Origin of the sequence: Rheinheimera mangrovi, from assembly GCF_003990335.1 — a bacterium.
GTDB classification, from domain to species: domain Bacteria; phylum Pseudomonadota; class Gammaproteobacteria; order Enterobacterales; family Alteromonadaceae; genus Pararheinheimera; species Pararheinheimera mangrovi.
In genome coordinates, this window is record NZ_CP034683.1 from 4384413 (window position 1) to 4406971 (window position 22559).

The window sequence follows — 22559 nt, forward strand, 5'->3', positions numbered from 1 at the left end:
TGAGCTTGAGTGGTAAAATGCAGTCCCCTTTGTCCTTGTTATGAGAATCTTATGCCACAAAGCCGTAATGCGTCGTTTTGGTGGGCCATTGCCAGTGTATTGGTTGCTATGGTGGTGATCCAATCCGGTGCATCTTTAGCCAAAACCTTGTTTCCTGTAATAGGGCCTGAAGGCACCACTGCATTGCGGGTTGGTTTTGCGGCTTTGATTTTATCTTTAGTTTTTCAGCCCTGGAAAAAATGGCCAGCCAAACAAGATCAAAAGGCTTTGTGGTTTTACGGTATCAGCTTAGGTGGTATGAACCTGATGTTTTATCTGGCAATTGAACGCATTCCTTTGGGTATAGCGGTAGCGCTGGAATTCACAGGGCCTTTAGCTGTAGCGCTGCTGTCGTCCAAACGTAAACTGGATTTACTTTGGGTCGCTTTGGCGATGACAGGCATTGCCTTGTTATTACCATGGCAAAGTGGAGCAACAGCTTTAGACCCGCTAGGTGTCGCTCTGGCGCTTGGTGCCGGAGCTTGCTGGGCTGGTTATATCATCTTTGGCCAAAAAACGGGGGGAGCTGTCCATGGCGGTACTGCTGTCGCTTTAGGTATGGCTGTGGCTGCTTTGTTTTTGTTTCCTATAGGTTTAGTTTCTGCCGGTACTACGCTTTTTAGCTGGAGCGTCCTGCCATTTGCTTTTGCAGTAGCGCTGTTATCCAGTGCAATTCCGTACAGTCTTGAGATGGTGGCGCTTAAACGTTTACCGGCACAAAGCTTCAGTATTTTAATGAGTATGGAGCCTGCCATCGCTGCTTTGGCAGGTTTTATGATTCTTGCTGAGCAATTAAGTGTGCTGCAGTGGCTGGCCATCCTCTCAGTGATAGCAGCGTCATTGGGGAGTAGCCTGACGGCCGGGAAAAAACCTGTGACCGAAGTCGTCTCTTAAAAAGTTGTTTTATGAAATAACATTGTGATTCTTTCGTATCCTGCTCTATGCTGAGCTTCAGATGCGGTGCAGGATACGAAGCAGATGCGACAATCGCTGTTTATTCTTTTGTTTGGATTCATGCTGGCTTCGCCTTGTGCAGCGGTGCAAAAATTTGTTTGGTTAACCGACAGCAGTACTCACCAGAACCTCAAACAATACCGTCAGGCGCTTGATGTGAATGGTTTAACCTTAAAGCTATTGATGCAGGATGTAACTGACTTTCAGGCACAACCGCTGCAAGCCACCACTGATCGGGCTATGGCGATGTTAAAGACCGAAGCTTCAGCGTGCGCTGGTAACAGAGTTAAAAACACTGAACGTTTAACCTTCAGCTACGCTACAGCTATTCCTCACACTGTATTTCCAGGATTAAGGCTGTACAGCAAAACCTCCTCTAAAACGACGCAATATCTGCAGCAGCAACTAAACAAGCAGAAAAAAATCAGTTTGGAACAGTTGCTTAAAGACGACAATAAACTGCATTTTGCCGTAGGTGGGGGCCGCTCTTATGGTGACCAGCTGGATACTTTGCTGAAACAACCCCAGTGGCAACATAAGTTTTGGCAACGACGTTCTGTCGACATGTCTGCAGGGCTGATTGATATGCTGGTACAAGACAGAGTCGACTTACTCATCGAATACCCTAACGTAATGCAGCACTATCTGGCGCAGCAGAGTCAGCGCACTGAGCTGACAAGCTTTGGCATTGAAGAGGCTGAACCTTATATGCTGGGCTATATCCTTTGTGCTAAAACACCGGAAGGCCAGCAGCTCACACAATTTTTTCAGCAACGCCTGAAGCAAGTCTCGCAACAAAAAAGTTATCTGGATGCCCATTTAGGTTGGGTGGATGCTGCGGACCGGGCTCAACTGACTCAAATCTATAATCAGGTATTTGGCACCTCGTTCTGACCTTTGTGGAGTGGTATGCGTTTACTGGCCTTGTTGTTCCTTATATCCGGCTTTGCTTGCGCCAATGGTGGCATGCAGCTTAATGGCCTTGAAGAATTCCCCAAAGCAGAGCAGCAGAAACTCAGGCTCTGGCTGGATCAAAGCTTTAACGCAGCCAATCATCTGTTGGGTCCTTATCCATTGCTCACTCACGTCTATTTGTCGCGCCGCACAGCAAGCGAACCAGTGCCCTGGGCTTACACCCAACGTATGGACAAACAGCAAGTGTTTTTTCAGGTGAACAGTAGTTTTGACTTGAGTGAATTTCAGCAAGACTGGACCGCCGCCCATGAATTCAGTCATTTAGCTTTGCCATTATTGGACAGAGAAGATTTGTGGTTTGCCGAAGGTTTTGCCAGTTATATGCAATACCTGGTGTTACAGCAACAGCAGCAATTAACGGGCAGTCCTGCGTCCAGGTATCAGCAAAAATTACAGCAGGTTGCGCCTTTACTGCTGGCTTCAGAGCTAACATTGGTAACGCAGTTGAAGCTCTGGCTACAACAAAGACGTTATAAAGCAGCGTACTGGGGTAGCACCTTATTTTTTATTGAGGCCAACCAGAGGCTGCAACAACAAGGCACCAGCCTGCCCGAGCTGATACAACGTTATCAGCGGCAAAATCGGCTAAAAGACAAAAACCTGCAGCAATTAATAAGCTCGCTGGATGCACTGCTGAAGAGTGCAGTATTCGGCCCTTTACTGCAGAAATATCAACAACAACCTGCCAAAGAGTTATGGCGCCAGCATCCAGCTTATTTTACTCAGATCAAAAGCACTGCAAGCTGAAAACTACCCTAGTTGACATAGCTCATATTTTTTCGCTCTTTATTGTGTTTTTTCCACGTTCAGGCATTGTGAAAGCTCGTGATCCTCAGTTAATTTAGAGACTTGAGATTTACATTGCCATTTATGCAGGTTTTATCGATATGCAGCCAGTTGAGGAACGCAGACCAGAATTAACTTTGGCAGCAGATTTAACAGAACAACAAAAATTGCAAACACGCCAGCAGTGTTTTTATGGCTGTGTATTCTGCGGCAGTCCGGTGTTTCGCTACTATGCTCAACCCAGAGTTCAATCCGCTCCTCTACCGGCTGAGTTGCCCGGCAGCCTCTCTGCAGTGCTCATTTGCCCCCTGCATGCCAAACAATTGCGCAGCGCTTTACTCAGCCGCAATACTTTAGCGGAACGTATCAGCCAGCCTTTTAACCAACAACGTATCAATAAACCCGGTTTTAGTTTTGATCCCAACCGCAGAGTGCAGGTATCAGTCGGAATGAATACTGTGTATGCCGATTTTGCCCCAGTTGATAGTGAACAGCACTGTATCTGGGTCAATGGACAAGAATTTTTTACGCTGCACTCTGAATCAGGCTGGTTGTGTTTTTCTTTTATAATGTCCGATGCTTCAGGACAGACGCTGATCAAAGTAGAGAAAGGCGAGCTGCAACAAAGCCCTGAACACTGGGAATACAGCTATGAAGTGAATACCCTGAAGATCAGAGACCAACAACGCCGACTGCAGTTTACCGCCCAGCTTTGCAATGACAGGGTGTTATTGACCAAAGGGCATTTTGTCGATCTATTTGGTGATGGTTTTGTCGTCGAAGGCAACAGGGTAATTGCCATGCTCGATGGCCAAAAAGGCGGCCAGTATATGCATCGCATAGAGCCTGGACGTTACAAAGGAGGTTGGGCTTTATTTAATAAAATTCGCCACCCGGAATTAGTCATGCCTGGAAATTTTGCTTTTGTCTGCGCCGCCAAACGTAAGTACCCTGGCACTGAACGCTGACTTTGTTTTTTCCCCGCTGCTGTTTTATGCTACCTGATGTCATAGACCACTATAAAGCTTCACAATCCAGTCTGGTCAGGCAAACATGACCAAGTTAGCATACACTGGCGCTAGAACAATAAAGGTGCAAGTCATCAACACCTGGCTTAGAACCCAGTCCAATGGAGAGACCTGATGCAACAGAATCTTAAACGTATTTTCGCCCTTTTCGTTGCACTGGCAACAATAACAGCTTGTGGTGGAGGCGGAGGAAGCGATAGCTCTGGCGGTTCTGGCAATAGCGGAGGATCGGGCGGTTCAGGAAGTGGAGTACCTACGGCACCTGTCTGGACTGCAGGACAATTCAGCGACGAAGCTCAATTTAAGAACTTTTGTGCTGCCCCCCGTTCAGGTGCTGACCCATTTAATGGTGGTAATTATCCGGATAAAGCCGGTACCGCCATGCATGAAAAAATGTGGTTAAGGTCATGGAATAACAGAACTTATCTTTGGTATAGCGAAGTGGCCGATCTGGACCCGACAAACTACAGTATTTCTGCTTATTTTAATCTGTTAAAAACCACAGCGGTTACTGATTCAGGCGTTGCTAAAGATCAATTTCATTTCACTGAAAATACAGCTGAATACCAACAACAATCTCAATCCGGTGTCAGTTCAGGTTATGGTATTGAATGGTCTGTTGTATCAACCAGCGCACCACGTTCTTTTACAGTGGCTTATACCGAACCCAATTCTCCCGCGGCCTTAGCCGGGGTTAAAAGAGGTGACTTTTTACTTGAAGTTGACGGTGTAGATTTTGTAAATAATAGCACCAGCAGCGGCGTCAATACCCTAAATGCCGGCCTGTTCCCTGCCAATTCCGGTGAAACACATAGTTTTAAATTCCGTACTGTTGAAAAAACCGAAGTCAGCTATCAGCTCAGATCAGCGGATGTTGCTTCAAGTCCTGTGCAGAATGCGAAAGTGATCAATACAGCCTCTGGCCCTGTAGGTTATTTCCAGTTTAATAGTTATATAGTGCCGGCACAGCAGCAACTGATTGATGCAGTTAAATTATTCCGGGATGCTGCTATCTCAGAACTGGTAGTGGACTTGCGCTACAACGGTGGTGGTTTATTAGCCTTAGCAGGGCAACTGGGTTACATGGTGACAGGCCCGGATATTATACAAGGCAGGTATTTTGAGCGCCTGCAGTTTAATAATAAATACCCCAGTACTAACCCTATTACTGGTGACAGTTTAAGCCCAACGCCTTTTTACAGCCGCGAAATCAACTATGAAACAGGGACTTTGACCAACACGACTTTACCCAGTTTAAACCTCAGCCGGATTTATGTGTTAACCACAGACAATACCTGCTCCGCCAGCGAAGCTTTTATGAATGGACTGCGGGGTATAGATGTAGAAGTGATCCAGATTGGCGGCAAAACCTGTGGAAAACCTTATGGTTTTTACCCACAAGATAACTGTGGTACCACCTACTTCAGCATTCAATTCAGCGGTATAAACTTCAAAGGTTTTGGTGACTATGCGGATGGTTTTAATCCAACCAACAGCCCTGTTTTTGCTGCTGATGTGAAAGGCTGCCCTGTTGCTGATGATTTCTCTAAAGTGCTGGGGGATCCACAAGAAGATATGTTGGAGGCAGCTTTGTATTATGTGGATAATAACAGCTGTCTGACTTTGCCTGGTTCAGCTGTGAATAAGGCTCTTGGGGCGCGGTCAGGCATTGCGGCAGCTTTATCAGGCTCCACTACAGCAGATGGCTTAGCGGTCAAAGATCCGTCCGAAAGGACTTTGAACAATAGTATTCGTCAACCCATTAGGGACCAACAAGAGTGAGTAACAGCTTGTTTTTAAAATACGCCACTTTAGGCACTATGCTTTTGATTGTTAGTGCTTGTCAGCAGGTTCAGGCTGTCGCAGAACCTGCTGTACTGACTCAAACGTCTCCAGAAGTAAAAATGGAGTTACAGCAGCAGATCCAAAAAGCTATAGGTGGGCCTTTGGTGAAACTTGCCGATAACGTTTATTTGTTTGAAAGCCAGATCTGGGTCGAATCCGTAGTGCTAAAAGATGACAAAGGCCGTCCTTTAGACGGCCGTCATATGGATTTAGCCAACCTGTTTATCCTGCAGATTGAGCAAGGCCGCTGTCAGTTAAAACACAATAAATCAGGACAGGTTTTTGTGCTGGAACACGCCAAATGCATGGCCGAGAAACAACGTTTTCCTGAGAAGTAACATCAGCCCATAGTGGAAAAGCCCGAGTCAACTAGATTGGCTGACTCCAGCTTTGTACGGCAGAAGGCACCGACTCACCACTTTCATTCACCGCAATCACCCGGTAATACACTGTCCCTTGTTGTTTCAGCGCATCAGGATCGGCAAAAATTCTATCTGTAGCTGGATCAAAAGGCAGTTTCGCATTGGAGACTTTATCTGCGATCAACTGCCAGGGCCCCAGCTTCTTAGGGGACCTTTCGATCTTGTAATACCTGGCCACTGCAGAGCCCAGCCACTGAATATTTAGGGGATCAGTGATGGCTCTTAACGTTGGAGCTAAAGGCACAGGCAAGGCATCAGGTTTAACTTTTCCCGCCAAAGTTGCCTGAGCCTGACGCACTAAATGAACAACTTGTTGTTCTTGATTAAACTCAGCTTCGGCAAAGCCGGGTAAACGATAGCTGTAATGCCCGGTGTATTCTTTATGAAAATAAAAACCGCCGTTGTGACGCTGCCCACGCCAGCCCCAGACAAAAACACCAGCCGTTTTAGCACCTTTCACTTCTGTCTTTACCGCAGCATCCAAAATAGCGGCAATATTTTTGCTGTCGGTTAAGCCAAACTCACCAATCAGATACACTTTTTTGCCGCCAATAGCCGTCAGATCTTTGCTGACTTGCTCTGGGTTGTTATTGTTGTTGGTGGTGTAAAAATGATTGGAGATAATATCGACCTGCGGGTTGGTCAAAGACTCTGGAATAATCTTTAAATAAGTGCCATCGACTGCCAGTTGCTGAGGAGCATAGCGTTTAATCTGGGCCACAGTTTTTTGTACAAATTCCGCTGTACTGTCTTTCAGTTCATTGCCAGTCTCCCAGGCCATGATGGCTTTTTCTTCAGAGTATAACCGGCCTGTGATGCTGTTTTTGCGCTGGATCACCTGACGGATAATATCCAGATAGGCAGCGTAAGTACGACTGTCTGTGCGGTAAAAATCATCGGCGGTTTCGCCATAAAAAGCGGCTAGTTGAGCGCGGCCGCCCCACCAATCCCAATGATCAATAAAGGGCAAAATAAGCCGGATTTGATATTTTTCTGCCAGCGCAATCATACGGTCGTACACCAGCATAGCTTTTTCGTTCAGCACAGGCATGCCGCCCTCTGTAACCGGAGCTAAAATATGAGTTTCACGGCCACAAGCAACATCGGCCGGATGAGCCACCGACAATACATAAACCCGCATGGCTTTATGGCCAGTAAAACTTAAGGCCTGAAACCAGTTTTCCTGCTCTTCTGCAGTAGGCCAGCTAAAGTACTGGCCCCAGCCACGTGGATCTGCAGCACAAACTCCGCGGGCGTCGTCTTCTAATCGATGCAACTCAGGTGCATGCAAACCGGCAAATCTGAATTCGTTGTTGCCATCCATCAATTGATGGCCCTGACGACTGATAAAGTGCTCAAAGGCCAACACCGGATAGCTACTGATCAACAGCAGCACAGTCAACACCCAACGATGCATCGTTACTCCTTTAGGGCTTTCAGCCCGATACCATAGCGTCAATTAATGGGCTGTGCCAACAACAAAGCAGCTTCCATCATAGCGCGGCCACTATGATAAGGCCCTTTCCAGAACCCTACCTTGTAGTGAGTGGCGCGATCCGGATGCGATGCCGCCAGCCAATGCCATTCACCACCTATGGGGTCTATATGCTCACGCTGAATGTAAGCCCAGAGCCCTTCTGCCACGCTGAAGTAGCCCATGTCGCCTGTTAAACGCCAGGCGGTTAAAAAGCCCACTAAAGCTTCAGCCTGGATCCACCAGCAACTTTGCTGATGTTGATGCTGAGTCGCCAGATGCCACTCGTCGGCCAAATGACCATCATCACATAAGCCCTGTTGCAAGGCGACATCAGCCATCTGTAATACCAAAGGCCGGTATGTATTCAGCAAAATCTGGTTGTCTAAAGCACGCAGTGCTTCCCATAATAACCAACTGGCTTCAATATCATGGCCATAGGAATAAAAAGGCGAGTGATCCACCCAGTCCAGGTCCAAAAACAAACGCAAATGGCCATTGGCTGCATTGACGATGCGCTCGGCAAACAACAACGTCAGACGTTGAAGAGCCTGCTGCACATCAGTTGTTTTGTGCTGTAAATACAAAGCGGTATAAGCTTCCAGTACATGCAGGTGAGTATTCATCGTTTTAGGGTAATTTAAGTCTTTTTCACTTAAACGCAAATCCTGTAAGCCCTGCCAGCCTTGAGAAAAAGCCTCCAGATACCCCTGCTTTTCTTTATCCCAGCTATGCTGTTCGAGCAACTGGAAATAACTCAGCGCTTTAGCAAGAGCGGCTTGATCGCCTGTGGCTTTGAAATAAGCACACAAGGCATAAATGGCAAAAGACTGGGCATAGGTTTGTTTTTTACCATTGACCAGTTGACCCTGAGCATCCAGCTCCCAAAACACACCACCTGCCGTTTTATCGTCAAAATGTTCCAGTAGGTACTGATATGCACGGCTAGCCAGAGTTTTACACTCTGCTGAGTCCAGAAAAACCGCCGCTTCACTGAAAAACCATAAAATGCGGGTGTTCAGAATAATGCCTTTATTGGCATTGGCTTCGACACTGCCATCGTCGTTTATTTGACCATAAAAACCTCCGGCCGGGTCGACTGCATGATCGGCCCACCAGCGCGCAATAGTTGCACAATGCGCCCGACAATGGGGCGCTGTCAGAGGCAAAGTCTGGATCATAAAGCTAAATCCCTTAACGCCTGTTCATTGCCATCGACCAAAGCATTAATACGCTGCACTGTCAGGGCCGAACGGTAGCCGTCTTCCGGTGTATTGATGGCGTAATCCAGCAGTTGTGCAACTGTGCTGGTCGCGACATGCATACGAGTGTCAGATGAAGCGTAATAAATAAAAACTTCGTTGTTTTCGTTGACTATCCAGCCATTGCTAAAGGTCACATTAGACACGTCGCCTACCCGCTCCACGCCTTCTGGTGCAATAAAATGACCTGCAGGTCTGTGTGTCACCAACCAGGGTTTGTGCAAGTCGGTCATAAATACATACAACACATAACGCAAGCCTGCTGCCGTATTGCGCACTGCATGCGCCAGATGTAGCCAGCCTTTGTCAGTTTTAATCGGTGCCGGGCCCTGACCGTTTTTCACTTCATTGATGCAGTGATAGACCTTAGGATCGACTATCACTTCCTGTTTTACTTCTGCGCCAACCATAGAGTCAGTTAAACCCCAACCGACGCCGCCACCAGCACCAACGCTGATAAAGCCATCTTGTGGTCTGGTGTACAAAGCGTATTTGCCTTCGACAAATTCAGGGTGTAACACCACGTTACGCTGCTGACCAGAGTAAGTGATTAAGTCCGGCAACCGTTCCCAGTTGACTAAATCTTTAGTACGGGCAATACCACACTGGGCTTCAGCAGCCGACGTGTCATCAGGGCGGTTTAGATCTTTGCGTTCAGTGCAGAACAGACCATAAATATAACCATCGGCATGAGCCGTCAGACGCATATCGTAGACATTGGTGTCGGGTCTGTCGGTTTCCAGCATAGTGACCGGCTTGGGCCAGAACACAAAGTTATCCACACCATTAGCGCTTTCAGCCACGGCAAAAAAAGATTTGCGGTCATTAGCTTCCACCCGCACCACCAGAATGTATTTGCCCTGCCAATAGATAGCGCCCGAGTTAAAGGCTGCATTAATACCATTGCGTTCCAGCAGTAAAGGGTTGCGCTGTTCACTGAAGTCATAACGCCAGGTTAAAGGCGTGTGAGCGGCGGTCAGTATCGGGTTCTGCCAGCGGCGATAAATACCATTACCGCCTGCAACAGGCTGGTTTGGTAACGAGAGTAATTTTTGATGTTCTGCGAATAATTGCGCTACATTTTGCTTAAAAGTCATGGGAACTGTTCACCCTTTCCAAATTTATCACTGATACTTTGTTGTTTCTGCATTACCTGACCATCTCTTGCAGCAGGAACCGGTTACATTATTTACCTATGATTGAGCATAGAATACTCAACCATAGATGAAGTTTTTTTACTTACTATGGATGGCCTCGTCTGAGAGTGCTGCAGCTGCAGATCGATCTTCCGGTGCATCCCTTAATTGATCCCACCAGTAAAACTTCAGAAACAAACTGGTCAGAACTGCTACTACCATTGCCGCAGCAAAAGCACTCCACAGCTGGATCACCATAAAAATAGGAGCTGCGGTTAAACTGGTATGCCAGACAATGCCAACACAGACATTGGCCATATCGCGGCCAAAATCACGGTTGGGCTGAATAGCCGGATTGTCTTTTTGCAGTTCAAGCAGTACCGGAGACCAGAAGCCCCAAGGCCTGGTTTTACAGTAGAACTCTTTTAACACAGCCATTTCATCCGGCGGAGTCAGTAAGCTTGCGACTATGCAGGTCAATAAACAAAACGCGAACAGCACAGGGAAAGCATACAAAGGTGATACCGAGGTAAACATCATAGGTATGGCGGTTAAAATGCCGGCCAGCATGCCAAAGAAATAGCCATAGCCGTTAAAGCGCCACCAGTACCATTTCAATAAGTTTGCGGCTGTGTAGCCACCGTATAAGGCCGAAACCAGCCATAAAATCAATTCATTCAGCGACGGAATAAATAGGCCAATGGCGGTGCCAATCAGTACAAATAATATCGACACCAGATAGCTGAGTTTCACATAGGTTTTTGGGGCTGCGTTGGCATTGACATACTTTTTATAGATGTCGTTCACCAGATAAGCCGGGGCAGCATTGACAGTCGCGGCAAAGGTCGACATAAAGGTCGCCAGTAAACCTGCGACAATTAATCCTAATAAACCAGCCGGAATATAATTGGCCAAAGCAAAAGGCAGAATTTGTTCAAAATCAACGTTCGGGCCCATAGCATTCAGTTCATCACGGAAAAACACCAAAGCCAGTACAGCCAAACCGGTGATCATCATATAACGTGGGAATAACAACACCACACTGACAATCCAGCTCATTTTAGCAGCTTCAACCGGAGTTTTTGCTGAGAGTACCCGTTGCATATCAAAGTTTGGCGCAGGTCCTGCCAGACTTTGTAAAAAGCCTTTAAACAACACCAGCATAAAAAACACTGAAAATAACGACCAACCGTCTTCAACTATCTTCTGATTGGCGGATGCCAGTAACTCCGACCAATCTAAATCCAAAGTCCAGCCAAAAGCCAGGCTATGCCAGCCTTCAGGCACTGCAGCGGCGAGCATATCAGGGGACACCTGCAGCATGGCAATGACGCCAATAGCAATACAAGCAAAGGTCATAATAATAAACTGCACCACTTCAGTGATCACCACACTGAACATGCCTCCCTTCACCACATAAGCTGTAGTGATCAACGTGACCAGCAACCCATAAAGCACTTCATTGGTATGAGCGTCCGCCGCCAGTTGCCAGGGTAAAAAGGCTGCAGCAAATTTACCTATTCCAATAAAACCATAAGCGAGGAATCCAATCACACTCAACAACGCAAACAACACCACGATCAGGTGGCTCCACTGAGCGCCGCGGCTATTGCCAAAACGGAAAGTGATCCATTCAGCACCCGTCATGACTCCAGAGCGACGTAACCAAATGGACAAAAACACCATCAGGAAAATTTGATTAAAAGCAGGCCAGAGCCAGGGGATAAATACGCTTTTTAAACCGTAAATAAACAACAGATACACCATCCACATAGTGCCACTGATATCAAACATACCGGAAGCATTCGATAAGCCCAGATAATACCAAGGCATTTTGTTGCCTCCGAGGAAGTAACTTTGCATATCCTTGTTGGCTTTATTGGCTATCCAAAAGCCTATCCATAGCGATAAGGCAATGTAAGCCAGCACTATGGCAATATCTATAGGAGCTAAATTCATTTGCTGTTCGTCTCTGTTGACTTGTCCGGCCATGGCTGATGTTTATGAACCAGCGGGCCTGTTTTTCATTTTATTTTTTACAGTCGCTGCTCACACCCGCAGATGTAACCGGTTACTGATTGATTTTGAGTTTACCTTTTTATGTTCAGTTGGCAAGCTGTTATTTGCGTTTATTTCTGCACTGACTTATAACGCTTTGTGTAGAATACAAAATAACAATGCTGAAAAAAGCTCTTAAATCAGTCACAAAGGTCGATATTCATGTCCACAATCCGCGATGTATCCAAACAGGCCGGTTTATCTATTGCCACAGTGTCACGCGCTTTGAGTACACCGGAAAAAGTGTCACCTGAAAGCCTGAAAAGGGTTCAGCTTGCTATCGAAAAGCTGCAATACAGACCTAATATGTTGTCGCAAAAATTCCGCCATAACACGGCCAATAGCATAGTAGTGTTGGTGCCAAACATTGCAAACCTGTTTTTCTCTACTGTGATCAGCGGTATTGAAAACGTCGCGCAAAAGCGCGGTTTTAATGTGTTATTGGGCGATACCCGTGACTCGATGAAGCGCGAGCAAGAATTTATACATCTGGTGGAAACACGCCAGGCTGATGGTTTAATTCAGCTTAGACCATACAGAGCCAACAACAGCCTGCTGCCTAAAGCCCACGTAACAGCAGTCAACGCCAGTGGTTGCGAAAACACACCTTACCCAGCGGTACGGATTGACAATGTCGCAGCAGCAAAAGAGGTAGTGCAGTATCTGATCTCGTTAGGCCACAAGCGTATTGGCATGATTTCAGGCTTAAAAGATAACCCGCATGCGATAGACAGGATGCGGGGTTACAAAGCTGCATTAGCTGAAGCTGGTATTGAGTTTGACCCGGCGTTAGTCGCTGAAGGTGATTTTACTTTATGGTCAGGTTTAAATGCGTCCGGCCATTTCAGTCGTATGCCTATACCACCAACAGCTCTGTTTTGCATGAATGATGAAATGGCCATAGGTGCGATTAAAGGATTGAAAAGTAAGGGATTTAAAATTCCAGAAGATATATCAGTGACGGGTTTTGACGATCTGGAATTTGCTAAATACAGTGACCCTGCGCTGACCACCATAGCGCAACCTGCCGGAAAAATAGGCGAAAAAGCGGCAGAGCTATTGTTTCAATTGCTGGATGGCAGTCATGAAGGCAGCAGTGAATTTGTTTTGCCTTATGAGTTTGTCATCCGCCAAAGTACAGCCGTAGCACCTAAAAGAGACTAATCCAGGCTGAAGTAAGCTTACAAATTACACAAAATCGATTTGCAAAGACAAATGTAACCAGTTACATTCAGTGCAACTTTAGTTTTGTCAGCCCACTATTGGCCGGACTTCCCCAAGCAGACCTAAAAATAGTGGGCTGGCATCCTGTTTCAGGTGCATTTGTATGTTGTCGTTACCCGTTCAAAGCCAGAGATTCACGGCATGGCTACAAAACTCAGCACTGCCCTTCTGGAGTCAGCAAGGCATAAACCCACAAACTGGCGCTGTATACGAAAAATTTAACGCCGATCATCAACCAGACCTCGGTGCAGTATTTCGCAGCAGAGTGCAAGCCAGACAAATTTTTGTTTTTGCCGCTGCTTATCAGCAAGGTTGGTTACCTGATGCCTTGCCAGTTGTGGCAGGCATACAACACTTCTTAAACCGGCATGCAAAAAAAGACAGCTCTGACGCTGGCTATGTGCATAGCCTGACGGCAGAAGGAGAGCAGCTTGATCAAAAGCTGGATGCCTACGATTTTGCCTTTTTTCTGCTGTCCTGCGCTTATCGTTACCAAAGCTTTTCTGATCTGCAAGCACTGGATCAGGCCAACAAATTATTGCAGCAAATAGAACACCAATTCCGTTCTGTGCCTGGCGGTTGGATGGAAGGTGATTACAGCAGCCCTTATCGTCGGCAAAACCCGCATATGCACTTATTCGAGGCCTTTTTAGCTTTGTATCAGGTAACAAAAGACGGGAAGTGGCTGGCGAAAGCAGGACAAATCTACACCTTATTCGAGACGGTATTTTTTCGTGCCGATCAGGGGGTCTTGCTTGAGTATTTTACCGATGAATGGCAGCCATTGCCCGGTCCGAAAGGGCAAATTGTTGAACCAGGCCATATGTTTGAATGGGTTTGGTTATTGCGTTGGTATCAACAACTGACAGGCACTCCGGTTGACTATTACTGCGAAACTTTATACCAGAATGGCCTGAAACTTGGGCTGGAAGCCAGCACAGGGCTGATTTATGACGAAGTAGTACCAGGGCAGGAGCCGTTAAAAAAAACCAAAAGGCTCTGGCCATTAACAGAATTAATTAAAGCCAGCCTGGCTCAGGCAAAAGCCAGTTCAGAGCCGGAGTACCAACTCAAGGCAGAGCAACAAGCGGCTTTCACTATAGATCTGTTGTTTCGTTTTTACCTGCCAGCCAATGTAACCGGTTTATATTTTGATCAACTGGATGCAAATAATCAGGTCTGTGTAGCTGACGCACCCGCCAGTACGCTTTATCATCTGATGGTCGCCGGCTTAGAAGCACGGGCTTATTGTCAAACCCAGCAAAATGGAAAACTCTGATGTGGTCAACCGACTGTTTTAAAACCTATGATATTCGCGGCATAGTGCCCACTCAGCTCAATGAAGAGCTGGCTTACCGTATTGGTCGGGCTTTATGCCAGCAGCTGTCGGCGAAAATAGTGGTCATAGGCCACGATATCCGTTTATCCAGCCCATCCTTAAGTGCAGCTTTAGCTCAGGGTTTGCAAGAGGGTGGTGCTGATGTGATCGACATAGGTTTATGTGGCACTGAGCAGGTATATTTTTCTGTATTTCATTTAGAGGCAGACGCCGGTGTTTGTGTCACAGCCAGCCATAACCCGGCGAATTACAACGGCATGAAGTTTGTGGGCAAAGGGTCCACCCCTATCAGCGCCGACACAGGTTTAAATGCCATCAGGGATCTGGTGGCAAACGCAGAATTTGCCGCCCCTGTTGATGTCGGTAGCTATCAGCAACAAAATACACTGCCTGCTTATGTTGACCATCTGCTGACTTATCTGGATGTGCAAGCACTGAAACCGCTGAAGGTGGTGATGAACCCAGGCAATGGTGGTGCAGGTTTAGTGGTCAATGCACTGGCGCCCTTATTGCCAATACAGATTATTCCGCTGCAGTTTGAGCCGGACGGCACTTTCCCACACGGCGTACCTAACCCTTTGTTAGTCGAAAATCGCTTAAGCACCAGTGCAGCAATTCAAGCACATCAAGCCGATTTAGGCGTGGCATGGGATGGCGATTTTGATCGCTGTTTCTTCTTTGACGAACAAGGTCAGTTTGTTGATGGATATTATCTGGTCAGTTTATTAGCCCAAGCTTTATTGCTGAAAAATCCGGCTGAAAAAATCATTTATGACCCCAGGTTATACTGGGCGACGCAGCAAACAGTAAAAGCCGCAGGTGGAGTACCTGTGATCAGTAAAACCGGTCATGCTTACATTAAAGAGAAAATGCGCTCTGAAGATGCATTATATGGCGGTGAAATCAGTGCTCACCATTATTTCCGTGACTTCGCGTATTGCGACAATGGCACTATTCCCTGGTTATTAATTCTAGCCTTGTTGTCGGCTACTGGCCAACCTCTGTCGGCTTTGGTGCTGCAGTTGCAGCATCAATTTCCTTGCAGCGACGAACTGAACTTTAAAGTCACAGATGCCAAAGCGGCTATAGCGGCCATTGCCGCCTTGTATCAGCACAAGGCACTTGAAGTGGAGCTGCTGGATGGTTTAGGTCTGAACTTCGCTGACTGGCGTTTTAACCTGCGCATGTCCAACACCGAGCCTTTGTTACGGCTGAATGTAGAAACCCGGGCTGATGCAAAGCTGCTGGCAACAAAAATTGCGGAGCTGACCTCAGCCTTACAACCCTTCTTAGTCTGATATTTCTTTCTGTCGAAAAACGAAGGGCGCTGTTAAGCGCCCTTCGTTTTATAACGCATGCATCACTTTGGCATGCTCAGTCAGAATTTTAATGGTGCTTTGGTCCTGATCAAACACTGAATTTAACCCCTGAGGTTCCTGCGGCGGATCGCCCAGATAATCATCACCCACTTGCCAGATAAAATCAGCTCTTTGAGTGCGGCCTGCGCCACTCCAGGTCCAGAAGTTAGAGCCTGCAATGGCACGCCCAGCTTTGGCTTGTTGTTCTATCAGCTGAAAAAATTCTGTATAAAACTTGTCGCGCCAGACAGTTGTCGCTTCAGGACGATAATCTGCTCCATCCCTCTCTATACCAAATTCTTCCATCACCAGTGGCTTGTTCATTTGATCCGCCACAGCAATATGTTGTTCGATATAAGTTTTAGCTGTTGCCAAACCAGAGGCATAGGTCTGCTCCGCCTGAGTGATATCAAACCACTGCCAGTTTTTCGGCCACAGGTGGAAGGTCAGATAATCAACATAAGGAGATTGATGCGCTTTGATAAACAAATCCATATCATCCAATGCGCCTCTGCTGCCTTCACTGCCGGTCGACACCAGCTGCTGTGGCGCCAGCTGCTTAATAAACTGAGCTGTGTCATTGACCCACTGCACATAAACTTGCGCGTTTTCGGCACCGGCCTCACCACTGCCTGGCCGGGGTTCGTTCGCCAACTGCCAGCTCATAATGGTTGGATCTGCTTTGTAGGCTACTCCTGTCACTGTGTTGGTGCGCTCAATCAGTTTTTGGATCAGGCTTCGATACAACTGCTGCGACTCAGCCAGACGATAAAACCGTGCTGAATTTTGCATAAAGGCATTCCAGTCTTTGGTTAAATCCGGGTCAAGCACAGGCTCGCCGGTTTGCCAGGCGACGTATTGCGACATACCGCCGGACCATTGCCAGAAATTGTTTAAAAACAACACAGCTTTCATCTCGCGTTTCGCCATTTCTGACAACAGAAAATCCAGCCCTTGCCATAACTCTTCATCAACCTGACCAGGAGCTGTCTGAATAGCTGGTTTTAGCGACATCACCAGTGCACTGGCCTCAGACGCAGCCAGTACTCTTAAATTGGTGACGCCGGCAGCTTTTAGTTGGTCCAGCTCTTTGATTAAGCGTGCTCTGTCGCCATTATCCCCATCTGCACCTAAATAAGCGCCATACCAGAAATTAGTACCCACAAAATAATAGGGCTTGCCCGCCAGCTGAAACTGTTTGCCTTTCACCTGCACAAAAGCAGCAGGCTCAACCACAGAGTGTTGCTGCGGTTCGGCCACGGGCGCTTTATTGCATGCCGTCATAGCTACCAGTATAAAAATCAAACCCATCAGGCTTTGCAACTGCTTCATTTCACGCCTCCTGCCGCGCCCTTTTCACCGGCACGAAATGGCACCGCAGGTAAACCAGCACTGTTGTATAAATTGGCATAGGTGTAGTCGGCCCAGCCAAAACGTACCGATACCGGTTGTTTCACTTTATCACTCCAGACCAGCACCTGATTGCCATCCAGTCTGGCCTGCGCATTTTGGTATTTGCCATCGGATCCAGCAACGGCAAAACCTTTTAACGCTTCACCTTGCACTGACAACCCGGTACCTGCCTGATCAAAACTCAAACGCAGTTGGGCGCCTTCAGCTTGCATTGACTTAAACACTGGGCCTGAATACAGCAAGTCTTCTCCGTATACCACAGCACGGGCCGCCAGCCATAAACGTTCAGCCACAGGTTTTTTCCGGCGCGGATGCACATCTTCGATATCACCTAAATCTGTGATCACTACCATAGCAGTCTGAGGCAAAGCCAAAGTCTGAGTTTGAGCTTCACGTAAAGCTGCCCAGCTACTTTCAGCTGGCTGAGCCTTAGGTTGCATATAACTCGCCAGCTGCACATATAAAAATGGCAATGGTTGTTGCCAATGCTGACGCCAGCTTTGAATTAACGTGCTGAATAGCTTGTGATAATACTGTGGTTTATCACCATTACTTTCGCCCTGGTACCAGATCACACCTTTTACGGCATAAGGCATTAAAGGTTTGATCATGGCGTTAAACAATACGCCTGGTTTCCAGTTCAGAAATTTTACATCTGGTAGTTTCGGTTCAGCTGTGTTGTTATAACGCCAGTCCCCTTCCAGATTGAGCTGTGTCGTATCGGCTTTTAACCACAACTGACCGGCCCGGCCTACTGACACTTTATTATCCCAGCTGTTGATCACCCGCAGCGCTATCAGGTTATCGCCCGCCTTTAATAGACCGGCAGGCAACTTAATTTCAGTAGTGGAATCAGCCCAACTTTCTTCGGCCACTTGTTTGCCGTTGATAAAAATCCGGCCTATTTGATTAATGTCGCCAAAAAACAGTGAGGCTTGTGTCGGCGCTTTAGCCAGCTTTACAGTTTTGCGTAACCAGACAATATCACTTAGCGGTGTGGCGTTAGGTAAGCTCACCTGCTGCCATTGGCTGTCATTTGTGGCTGGCTCAGCCAGTTTTAGTTGCTCAACACCAGCGTTACTGCCAATCAACTGCCATTTTTGCTGATCTTTTTGTTTATTCTCTTCAATACGTTGCTGCCATACTTCTGGCTGAGCCTGCATATCAGCGGCATCTTTTTCATAACCTGGCACAGTCAACAAAGCCTGAGCCGGAGTCCAGGCTTCAGCAGCAGTGCCGCCCCAGGTGGCATCAATAATTCCGACTGCCACACCTTTTTGCAGATGATTTTGCTTGGCAAAAAACCAGCCTATTGCAGAGAAATCAGCCACAGTTTCAGGCGAAGCTTTAATCCAGCTTGCCTCAGGCACAGGCTGGTTGGATAAGGCTGATAAGGTTTTGGGCAAAGTGTAAAAACGGATTTTCGGCAACTGACTATCCTGCACTTCCTGCTGCCAGTTTTCAGTTTGCGCCCCCAGTTTCCATTCCATATTAGATTGGCCTGAGGCAACCCAAACATCCCCTAACCAGACATCGGTAAAGCTAATTTTTTGCTCTTTACTGCTGATAGTCAGCTGGTAAGGCCCGCCTGCGGCTTGTGGTTTGAGTGTCGCAAGCCACTGGCCTTTTGCATCTGCGGTAACGTTGGTTTTGCTTTGCGCCAGCTCTACTTCAAGCTGTTGACCAGCTTTAGCCTGCCCCCACACCTTTAACGGCAGGTCACGTTGCAGCACCATATGATCAGCAAAAAGTGGCGGTAGCTTTAATTCATCAGCCATCAGGCCTGGGGTGATTAGAGTCATAAGGATCAAACAACAATGTAGTAATTTAGACATCAGTGTGCTCTTTCTCTGTATAGCGGCTCAAGCCGTAAAATTGCATTGAACCTAAAATCAGGACTGAAAAAGAAAAGCCGGATCAAGCATAAGGCTAAAATCCGGCTCTGAGTGCTTTAGAAACGAGCTCTTACACCTAAGGTATAACGACGCTCATAAATATTCTGGTTTATTTTCAGACTTTCCCATTGCAGGTAACTTTCTTCGTATTCTTCGGTCAGGTTAGTGCCCTGAGCAAATACGGTAAAGTTATCGGTAATGTCATAGCTGACTGAAGCATCTACATAAGCTGTAGGTTGTTGCCAGAAGCCAAAGTCGGCCTGACCCCAGACGTTGACCGGATATTGCAAACGTTTGCTACGGTAGTTATGGGCTATACGAGCCTGGAAACCATCTTTTTCATACCAGATAATGGAGTTGGCAGAATGCTCTGAGTTGTCCGAAATTGGCAAAGTTTCACCATAATAATCTTTGCTGGCACTTTCACTAGGGGCATAAGTGTAGTTAAAAGTCACACCAAAACCGCTCCAGAAATCAGGCAGGAAATCAAAGGCTTGCTGGTAACCAAACTCTATACCGTCAATAGTGCCACCCTGGCCATTTTGTTTGGTTTGGGTAGGCACAGCAGTGTTGCGCACTACACCGTCCGAATCCGGAATGTCTGAACGTAAGACAGTGCCGGTTTCAATGAAGGATTCAATATCCATACGGAAAGCGCCCAGGCTGACCAAACCGCTTGGACTGAAATACCACTCCAGACTGATATCAAAATTGTCAGAACGCCATGGGTCCATCATAGGATTACCATTGGACTGAGCTTGCTGCGCCAAAAACAGGCTGGAATTGTTTGGATCTATGGTGCGGGTCACGGATAAGCCTAAACCCAAATCATCGCTGTTTAATGCGGTCATGGTTTTAGCGTAGGCCATACGCAGCTTCAGTTCGTCGGTTAAATCGAAGGAAATATTAAAAGAAGGCAGTACATCAGTGTAATCACGGTCTGTCACCACATCACCGGCATCAGACAAAGGTGTGCCTGAAATACCTTCGTAGTCAACACCATCGACAGTAACAACCGAAGTCGCACCCAAAATATTTTGTACCACGTTCAGTTCAGTTTTGACCACCTGAACACCAATGTTTCCGCGGAAAGGTAAATCCAGACTGCTGATATCGCCTTCGAAATTAGCTTGTGTATATACAGTACTGGTTTTCTCTTCGACATCGTAAGAGTCAGCCGGATTTTTTTGTCTGACATTACCGCCATACAACGCATTCTGGAAGCCCAAAGCATCATCCATCACTTTTGGATCAATAAAATACAAACCTCCAGACGGCAAACCCGTGACAGGCCCAAAATCATTGATTTGCTTCACCCAACCCGAAGGTAAACCAGAAAACGGCTGCAAAGCGGCAATAGACAAGCCGGTATCAGGTAGTGCAGAAGCCGGATCTTTCCATTTGGCATACACTGTATTGCCTGCACTGGAGGTAAAAGGTGATACCAAATCGTAAGTAAATCGGATCACATCACGTTTAGCGTAACGCACACCAAAATCAACAGAGGTTAAATTTTCTAAATCAAAAGCATAACTGCCGTCTGCTCTTACAATATCCAGATTGGCTTCATCATCTGAGTTATGCTCAGAGTAAGTGGACACCAGACCATAGTTGGCCATGTTGCCGGTATCTACGCCTATGTTCCAGTTTGGATGTTCACCACGATAATCAATAGAAACCGGAATGTAGTAATACAGCGGTTGGCCATTGTCGCCCAATAAAGGCTGGCCATTGGCCTGAGTAATAGGCAAGCCCTGAATACCACCAGGGTTCACAGCAACAGGGCCGCTACCAAAGTTTGCATCTGCACCTACTTGTGATAAACCATCGTTTAAGTAGGAATCCGCAAAGTTCTTGGTGCGTTCTGCAGTTGCCTTTCCATGTAAATACCGCAATGAACCTTTAAATTTATCGCCATTGTCATAATCCAGCTGCAGATTCGTATTCAGTGACTCACGGTAATCCACTTCGCTGCGCGAATAGGCATTTAAACCACGGGCTTCTAAATCTACAGATTCCACAGCGTAAAACCCAGGAGCGACTTCAGTGGCTGCATCAGGTTTAAACCAACCCCAGTTTTGCCAAGCATTGTGAGCTACTATGCCGGATGCCCTGTCATACTGATCCATATCGGTGTAAAACACGTCTGCAGTTAGTTTTAAGCTGGATGAAATCTCATACTGAAAGGATGAGGTTAAACCTAAACGCTCCCGTTCAACAAAACGGTTCATCGCGCTGTGGCTTTGAAAGCTAAAAAAGGTGTCGTCAGTATCGCCATCAGCATTTACATCAGCGGCGCCTTGAGGCCAGGCCCAGCTTTCACCGGCTAATCCCCACCAGCCGTCATTTTGTGCACCGTTACGGTAGTTGGCGAGGTTTGAATTCGAGTAGGTTGCGGAAAAAGCCGCACCAAATTTTTCGCCATTGTACGCAGCAAACATACTGGTTTTATCATCCACTTCTTCAGTGTAAGAACCGTAAGTGCCTTCTGTAGAACCGACTAAAGTCCAACCTTCTTCCAAATCAAAAGGTCTGTGGCTTTTTAAATTGATGGTGCCTGAAATACCACCAGCCAGAGTACTGGCAGTAGGGGATTTAAATACATCTACCCCAGAGATCAGTGAGGACGGAATATCAGTAAAGTCAGGTTGCACTGTGGTAATAGAACCCGCACTTAAAAACTGCTCGCCGTTGAGTAGAGTAGCCACTTGCGGCATACCACGAACGTTTACTGTGGAGCCTTCGCCGGCAGAACGGCGAATTTGCACGCCATTAATACGCTGTAAAGAGTCTGCAATAGTGGTATCAGGCAGTTTACCAATATCTTCCGCCACTATGGCGTCTACCACCTGATCAGAATTACGTTTAGTGTTCATCGAGGCGACCTGGGAGCCTTTGACGCCACGGACCAGAATTTTTTCGATTTGAGCTTCGTCGGTATTTGCTTCCTGTGCCTGGGCATAACCGACACTGCAAGCCAATATGGAGCTGACGCTAAGCGCCAGAGCGCAACGCTTAAACTGGTTTTGGGAATTGTTCATGAATCCATTGTCCTGTTGTATGTACGCGCTTTTTGCCAAAAGCAATACCAGAGCCCAACTGTTTATGACAGCGAGAACCAGAGCACTCAAGCAAAACACCCGTTGTATTTCTAAGTTTGTAACGATGAAACCTATCGGTAACCGGTTACATTTTAATTTGCACCTTCCCCAAGGTTTTACGAATGTAGTACATGCAAAAATTTTCTACAACTGTCTGATGAATTTTTTTTGACCGTTTAAAATTAACGCAATCCAAAAATTAATTTTTATATTTATTTATCAATAATTTAGGTTCATTAAGAAATACTGT

At 46.8% G+C, this 22559-nt stretch carries 16 protein-coding genes; 9 read left to right on the forward strand and 7 right to left on the reverse strand.

Annotated elements, in window-relative coordinates; all coding sequences use genetic code 11:
* The first annotated feature begins 51 nt into the window (after nt 1–51).
* From rhtA to EK374_RS19660, 6 genes are all read left to right on the forward strand, one after another.
* On the forward strand, nt 52–933 hold the full coding sequence (rhtA, locus tag EK374_RS19635) for a threonine/homoserine exporter RhtA (protein ID WP_127026212.1): 882 nt from the start codon (nt 52–54) through the stop codon (nt 931–933).
* Nucleotides 934–1017: 84 nt separating this feature from the next.
* Nucleotides 1018–1887 (forward strand): hypothetical protein, encoded by an 870-nt coding sequence (locus tag EK374_RS19640; protein ID WP_127026213.1) that lies wholly within the window; start codon nt 1018–1020, stop codon nt 1885–1887.
* A gap of 15 nt (nt 1888–1902) precedes the next feature.
* Nucleotides 1903–2715 (forward strand): hypothetical protein, encoded by an 813-nt coding sequence (locus EK374_RS19645; RefSeq protein WP_127026214.1) that lies wholly within the window; start codon nt 1903–1905, stop codon nt 2713–2715.
* A gap of 140 nt (nt 2716–2855) precedes the next feature.
* Nucleotides 2856–3722, forward strand: a complete 867-nt coding sequence (locus tag EK374_RS19650; protein ID WP_127026215.1) for a hypothetical protein — start codon at nt 2856–2858, stop codon at nt 3720–3722.
* Nucleotides 3723–3896: 174 nt separating this feature from the next.
* Nucleotides 3897–5564: a S41 family peptidase gene (locus EK374_RS19655; protein ID WP_127026216.1), complete on the forward strand. Its 1668-nt coding sequence runs from the start codon at nt 3897–3899 to the stop codon at nt 5562–5564.
* On the forward strand, nt 5561–5965 hold the full coding sequence (locus EK374_RS19660) for a hypothetical protein (protein ID WP_127026217.1): 405 nt from the start codon (nt 5561–5563) through the stop codon (nt 5963–5965). Before EK374_RS19655 ends, EK374_RS19660 begins: the two co-directional genes overlap by 4 nt.
* A gap of 31 nt (nt 5966–5996) precedes the next feature.
* Here EK374_RS19660 and EK374_RS19665 read toward each other — a convergent pair whose 3' ends face one another.
* The 4 genes from EK374_RS19665 to EK374_RS19680 all read right to left on the reverse strand — a co-directional run bounded on the left by EK374_RS19665 (nt 5997) and on the right by EK374_RS19680 (nt 11913).
* Nucleotides 5997–7466 carry a glycoside hydrolase 5 family protein gene (locus EK374_RS19665; RefSeq protein WP_127026218.1) on the reverse strand — a complete coding sequence of 490 codons (1470 nt, stop codon included), beginning with the start codon at nt 7464–7466 and terminating at the stop codon, nt 5997–5999.
* Nucleotides 7467–7504: 38 nt separating this feature from the next.
* A complete protein-coding gene (locus EK374_RS19670; protein ID WP_127026219.1) occupies nt 7505–8704 on the reverse strand; it encodes an AGE family epimerase/isomerase in 1200 nt (399 codons plus the stop codon).
* Nucleotides 8701–9882: a glycoside hydrolase family 130 protein gene (locus EK374_RS19675; protein WP_127026220.1), complete on the reverse strand. Its 1182-nt coding sequence runs from the start codon at nt 9880–9882 to the stop codon at nt 8701–8703. Before EK374_RS19675 ends, EK374_RS19670 begins: the two co-directional genes overlap by 4 nt.
* A 138-nt stretch (nt 9883–10020) precedes the next feature.
* A complete protein-coding gene (locus EK374_RS19680; protein ID WP_206099248.1) occupies nt 10021–11913 on the reverse strand; it encodes a sodium:solute symporter family protein in 1893 nt (630 codons plus the stop codon).
* A 228-nt stretch (nt 11914–12141) separates the two neighbouring features.
* Between EK374_RS19680 and EK374_RS19685 the strand changes: the two genes are divergently transcribed.
* The 3 genes from EK374_RS19685 to EK374_RS19695 all read left to right on the forward strand — a co-directional run bounded on the left by EK374_RS19685 (nt 12142) and on the right by EK374_RS19695 (nt 15840).
* Entirely contained in the window at nt 12142–13143 is a 1002-nt protein-coding gene (locus EK374_RS19685) for a LacI family DNA-binding transcriptional regulator (protein ID WP_127026221.1), read from the forward strand.
* 163 nt (nt 13144–13306) lie between these two features.
* A complete protein-coding gene (locus tag EK374_RS19690; RefSeq protein ID WP_127026222.1) occupies nt 13307–14482 on the forward strand; it encodes an AGE family epimerase/isomerase in 1176 nt (391 codons plus the stop codon).
* The gene (locus EK374_RS19695) at nt 14482–15840 is read left to right on the forward strand and encodes a phosphohexomutase domain-containing protein (protein WP_127026223.1); all 1359 of its coding nucleotides are present in this window, start codon (nt 14482–14484) and stop codon (nt 15838–15840) included. The genes EK374_RS19690 and EK374_RS19695 overlap by 1 nt, the downstream gene beginning before the upstream one ends.
* A gap of 48 nt (nt 15841–15888) precedes the next feature.
* Here the strand turns inward: EK374_RS19695 and EK374_RS19700 are convergent, their stop codons facing one another.
* From EK374_RS19700 to EK374_RS19710, 3 genes are all read right to left on the reverse strand, one after another.
* Nucleotides 15889–17232: a glycoside hydrolase 5 family protein gene (locus EK374_RS19700; RefSeq protein WP_127026224.1), complete on the reverse strand. Its 1344-nt coding sequence runs from the start codon at nt 17230–17232 to the stop codon at nt 15889–15891.
* On the reverse strand, nt 17229–19148 hold the full coding sequence (locus EK374_RS19705; protein ID WP_127026225.1) for a sialate O-acetylesterase: 1920 nt from the start codon (nt 19146–19148) through the stop codon (nt 17229–17231). Before EK374_RS19705 ends, EK374_RS19700 begins: the two co-directional genes overlap by 4 nt.
* 116 nt (nt 19149–19264) lie before the next feature.
* The gene (locus tag EK374_RS19710) at nt 19265–22249 is read right to left on the reverse strand and encodes a TonB-dependent receptor (RefSeq protein ID WP_127026226.1); all 2985 of its coding nucleotides are present in this window, start codon (nt 22247–22249) and stop codon (nt 19265–19267) included.
* Nucleotides 22250–22559: the final 310 nt, after the last annotated feature.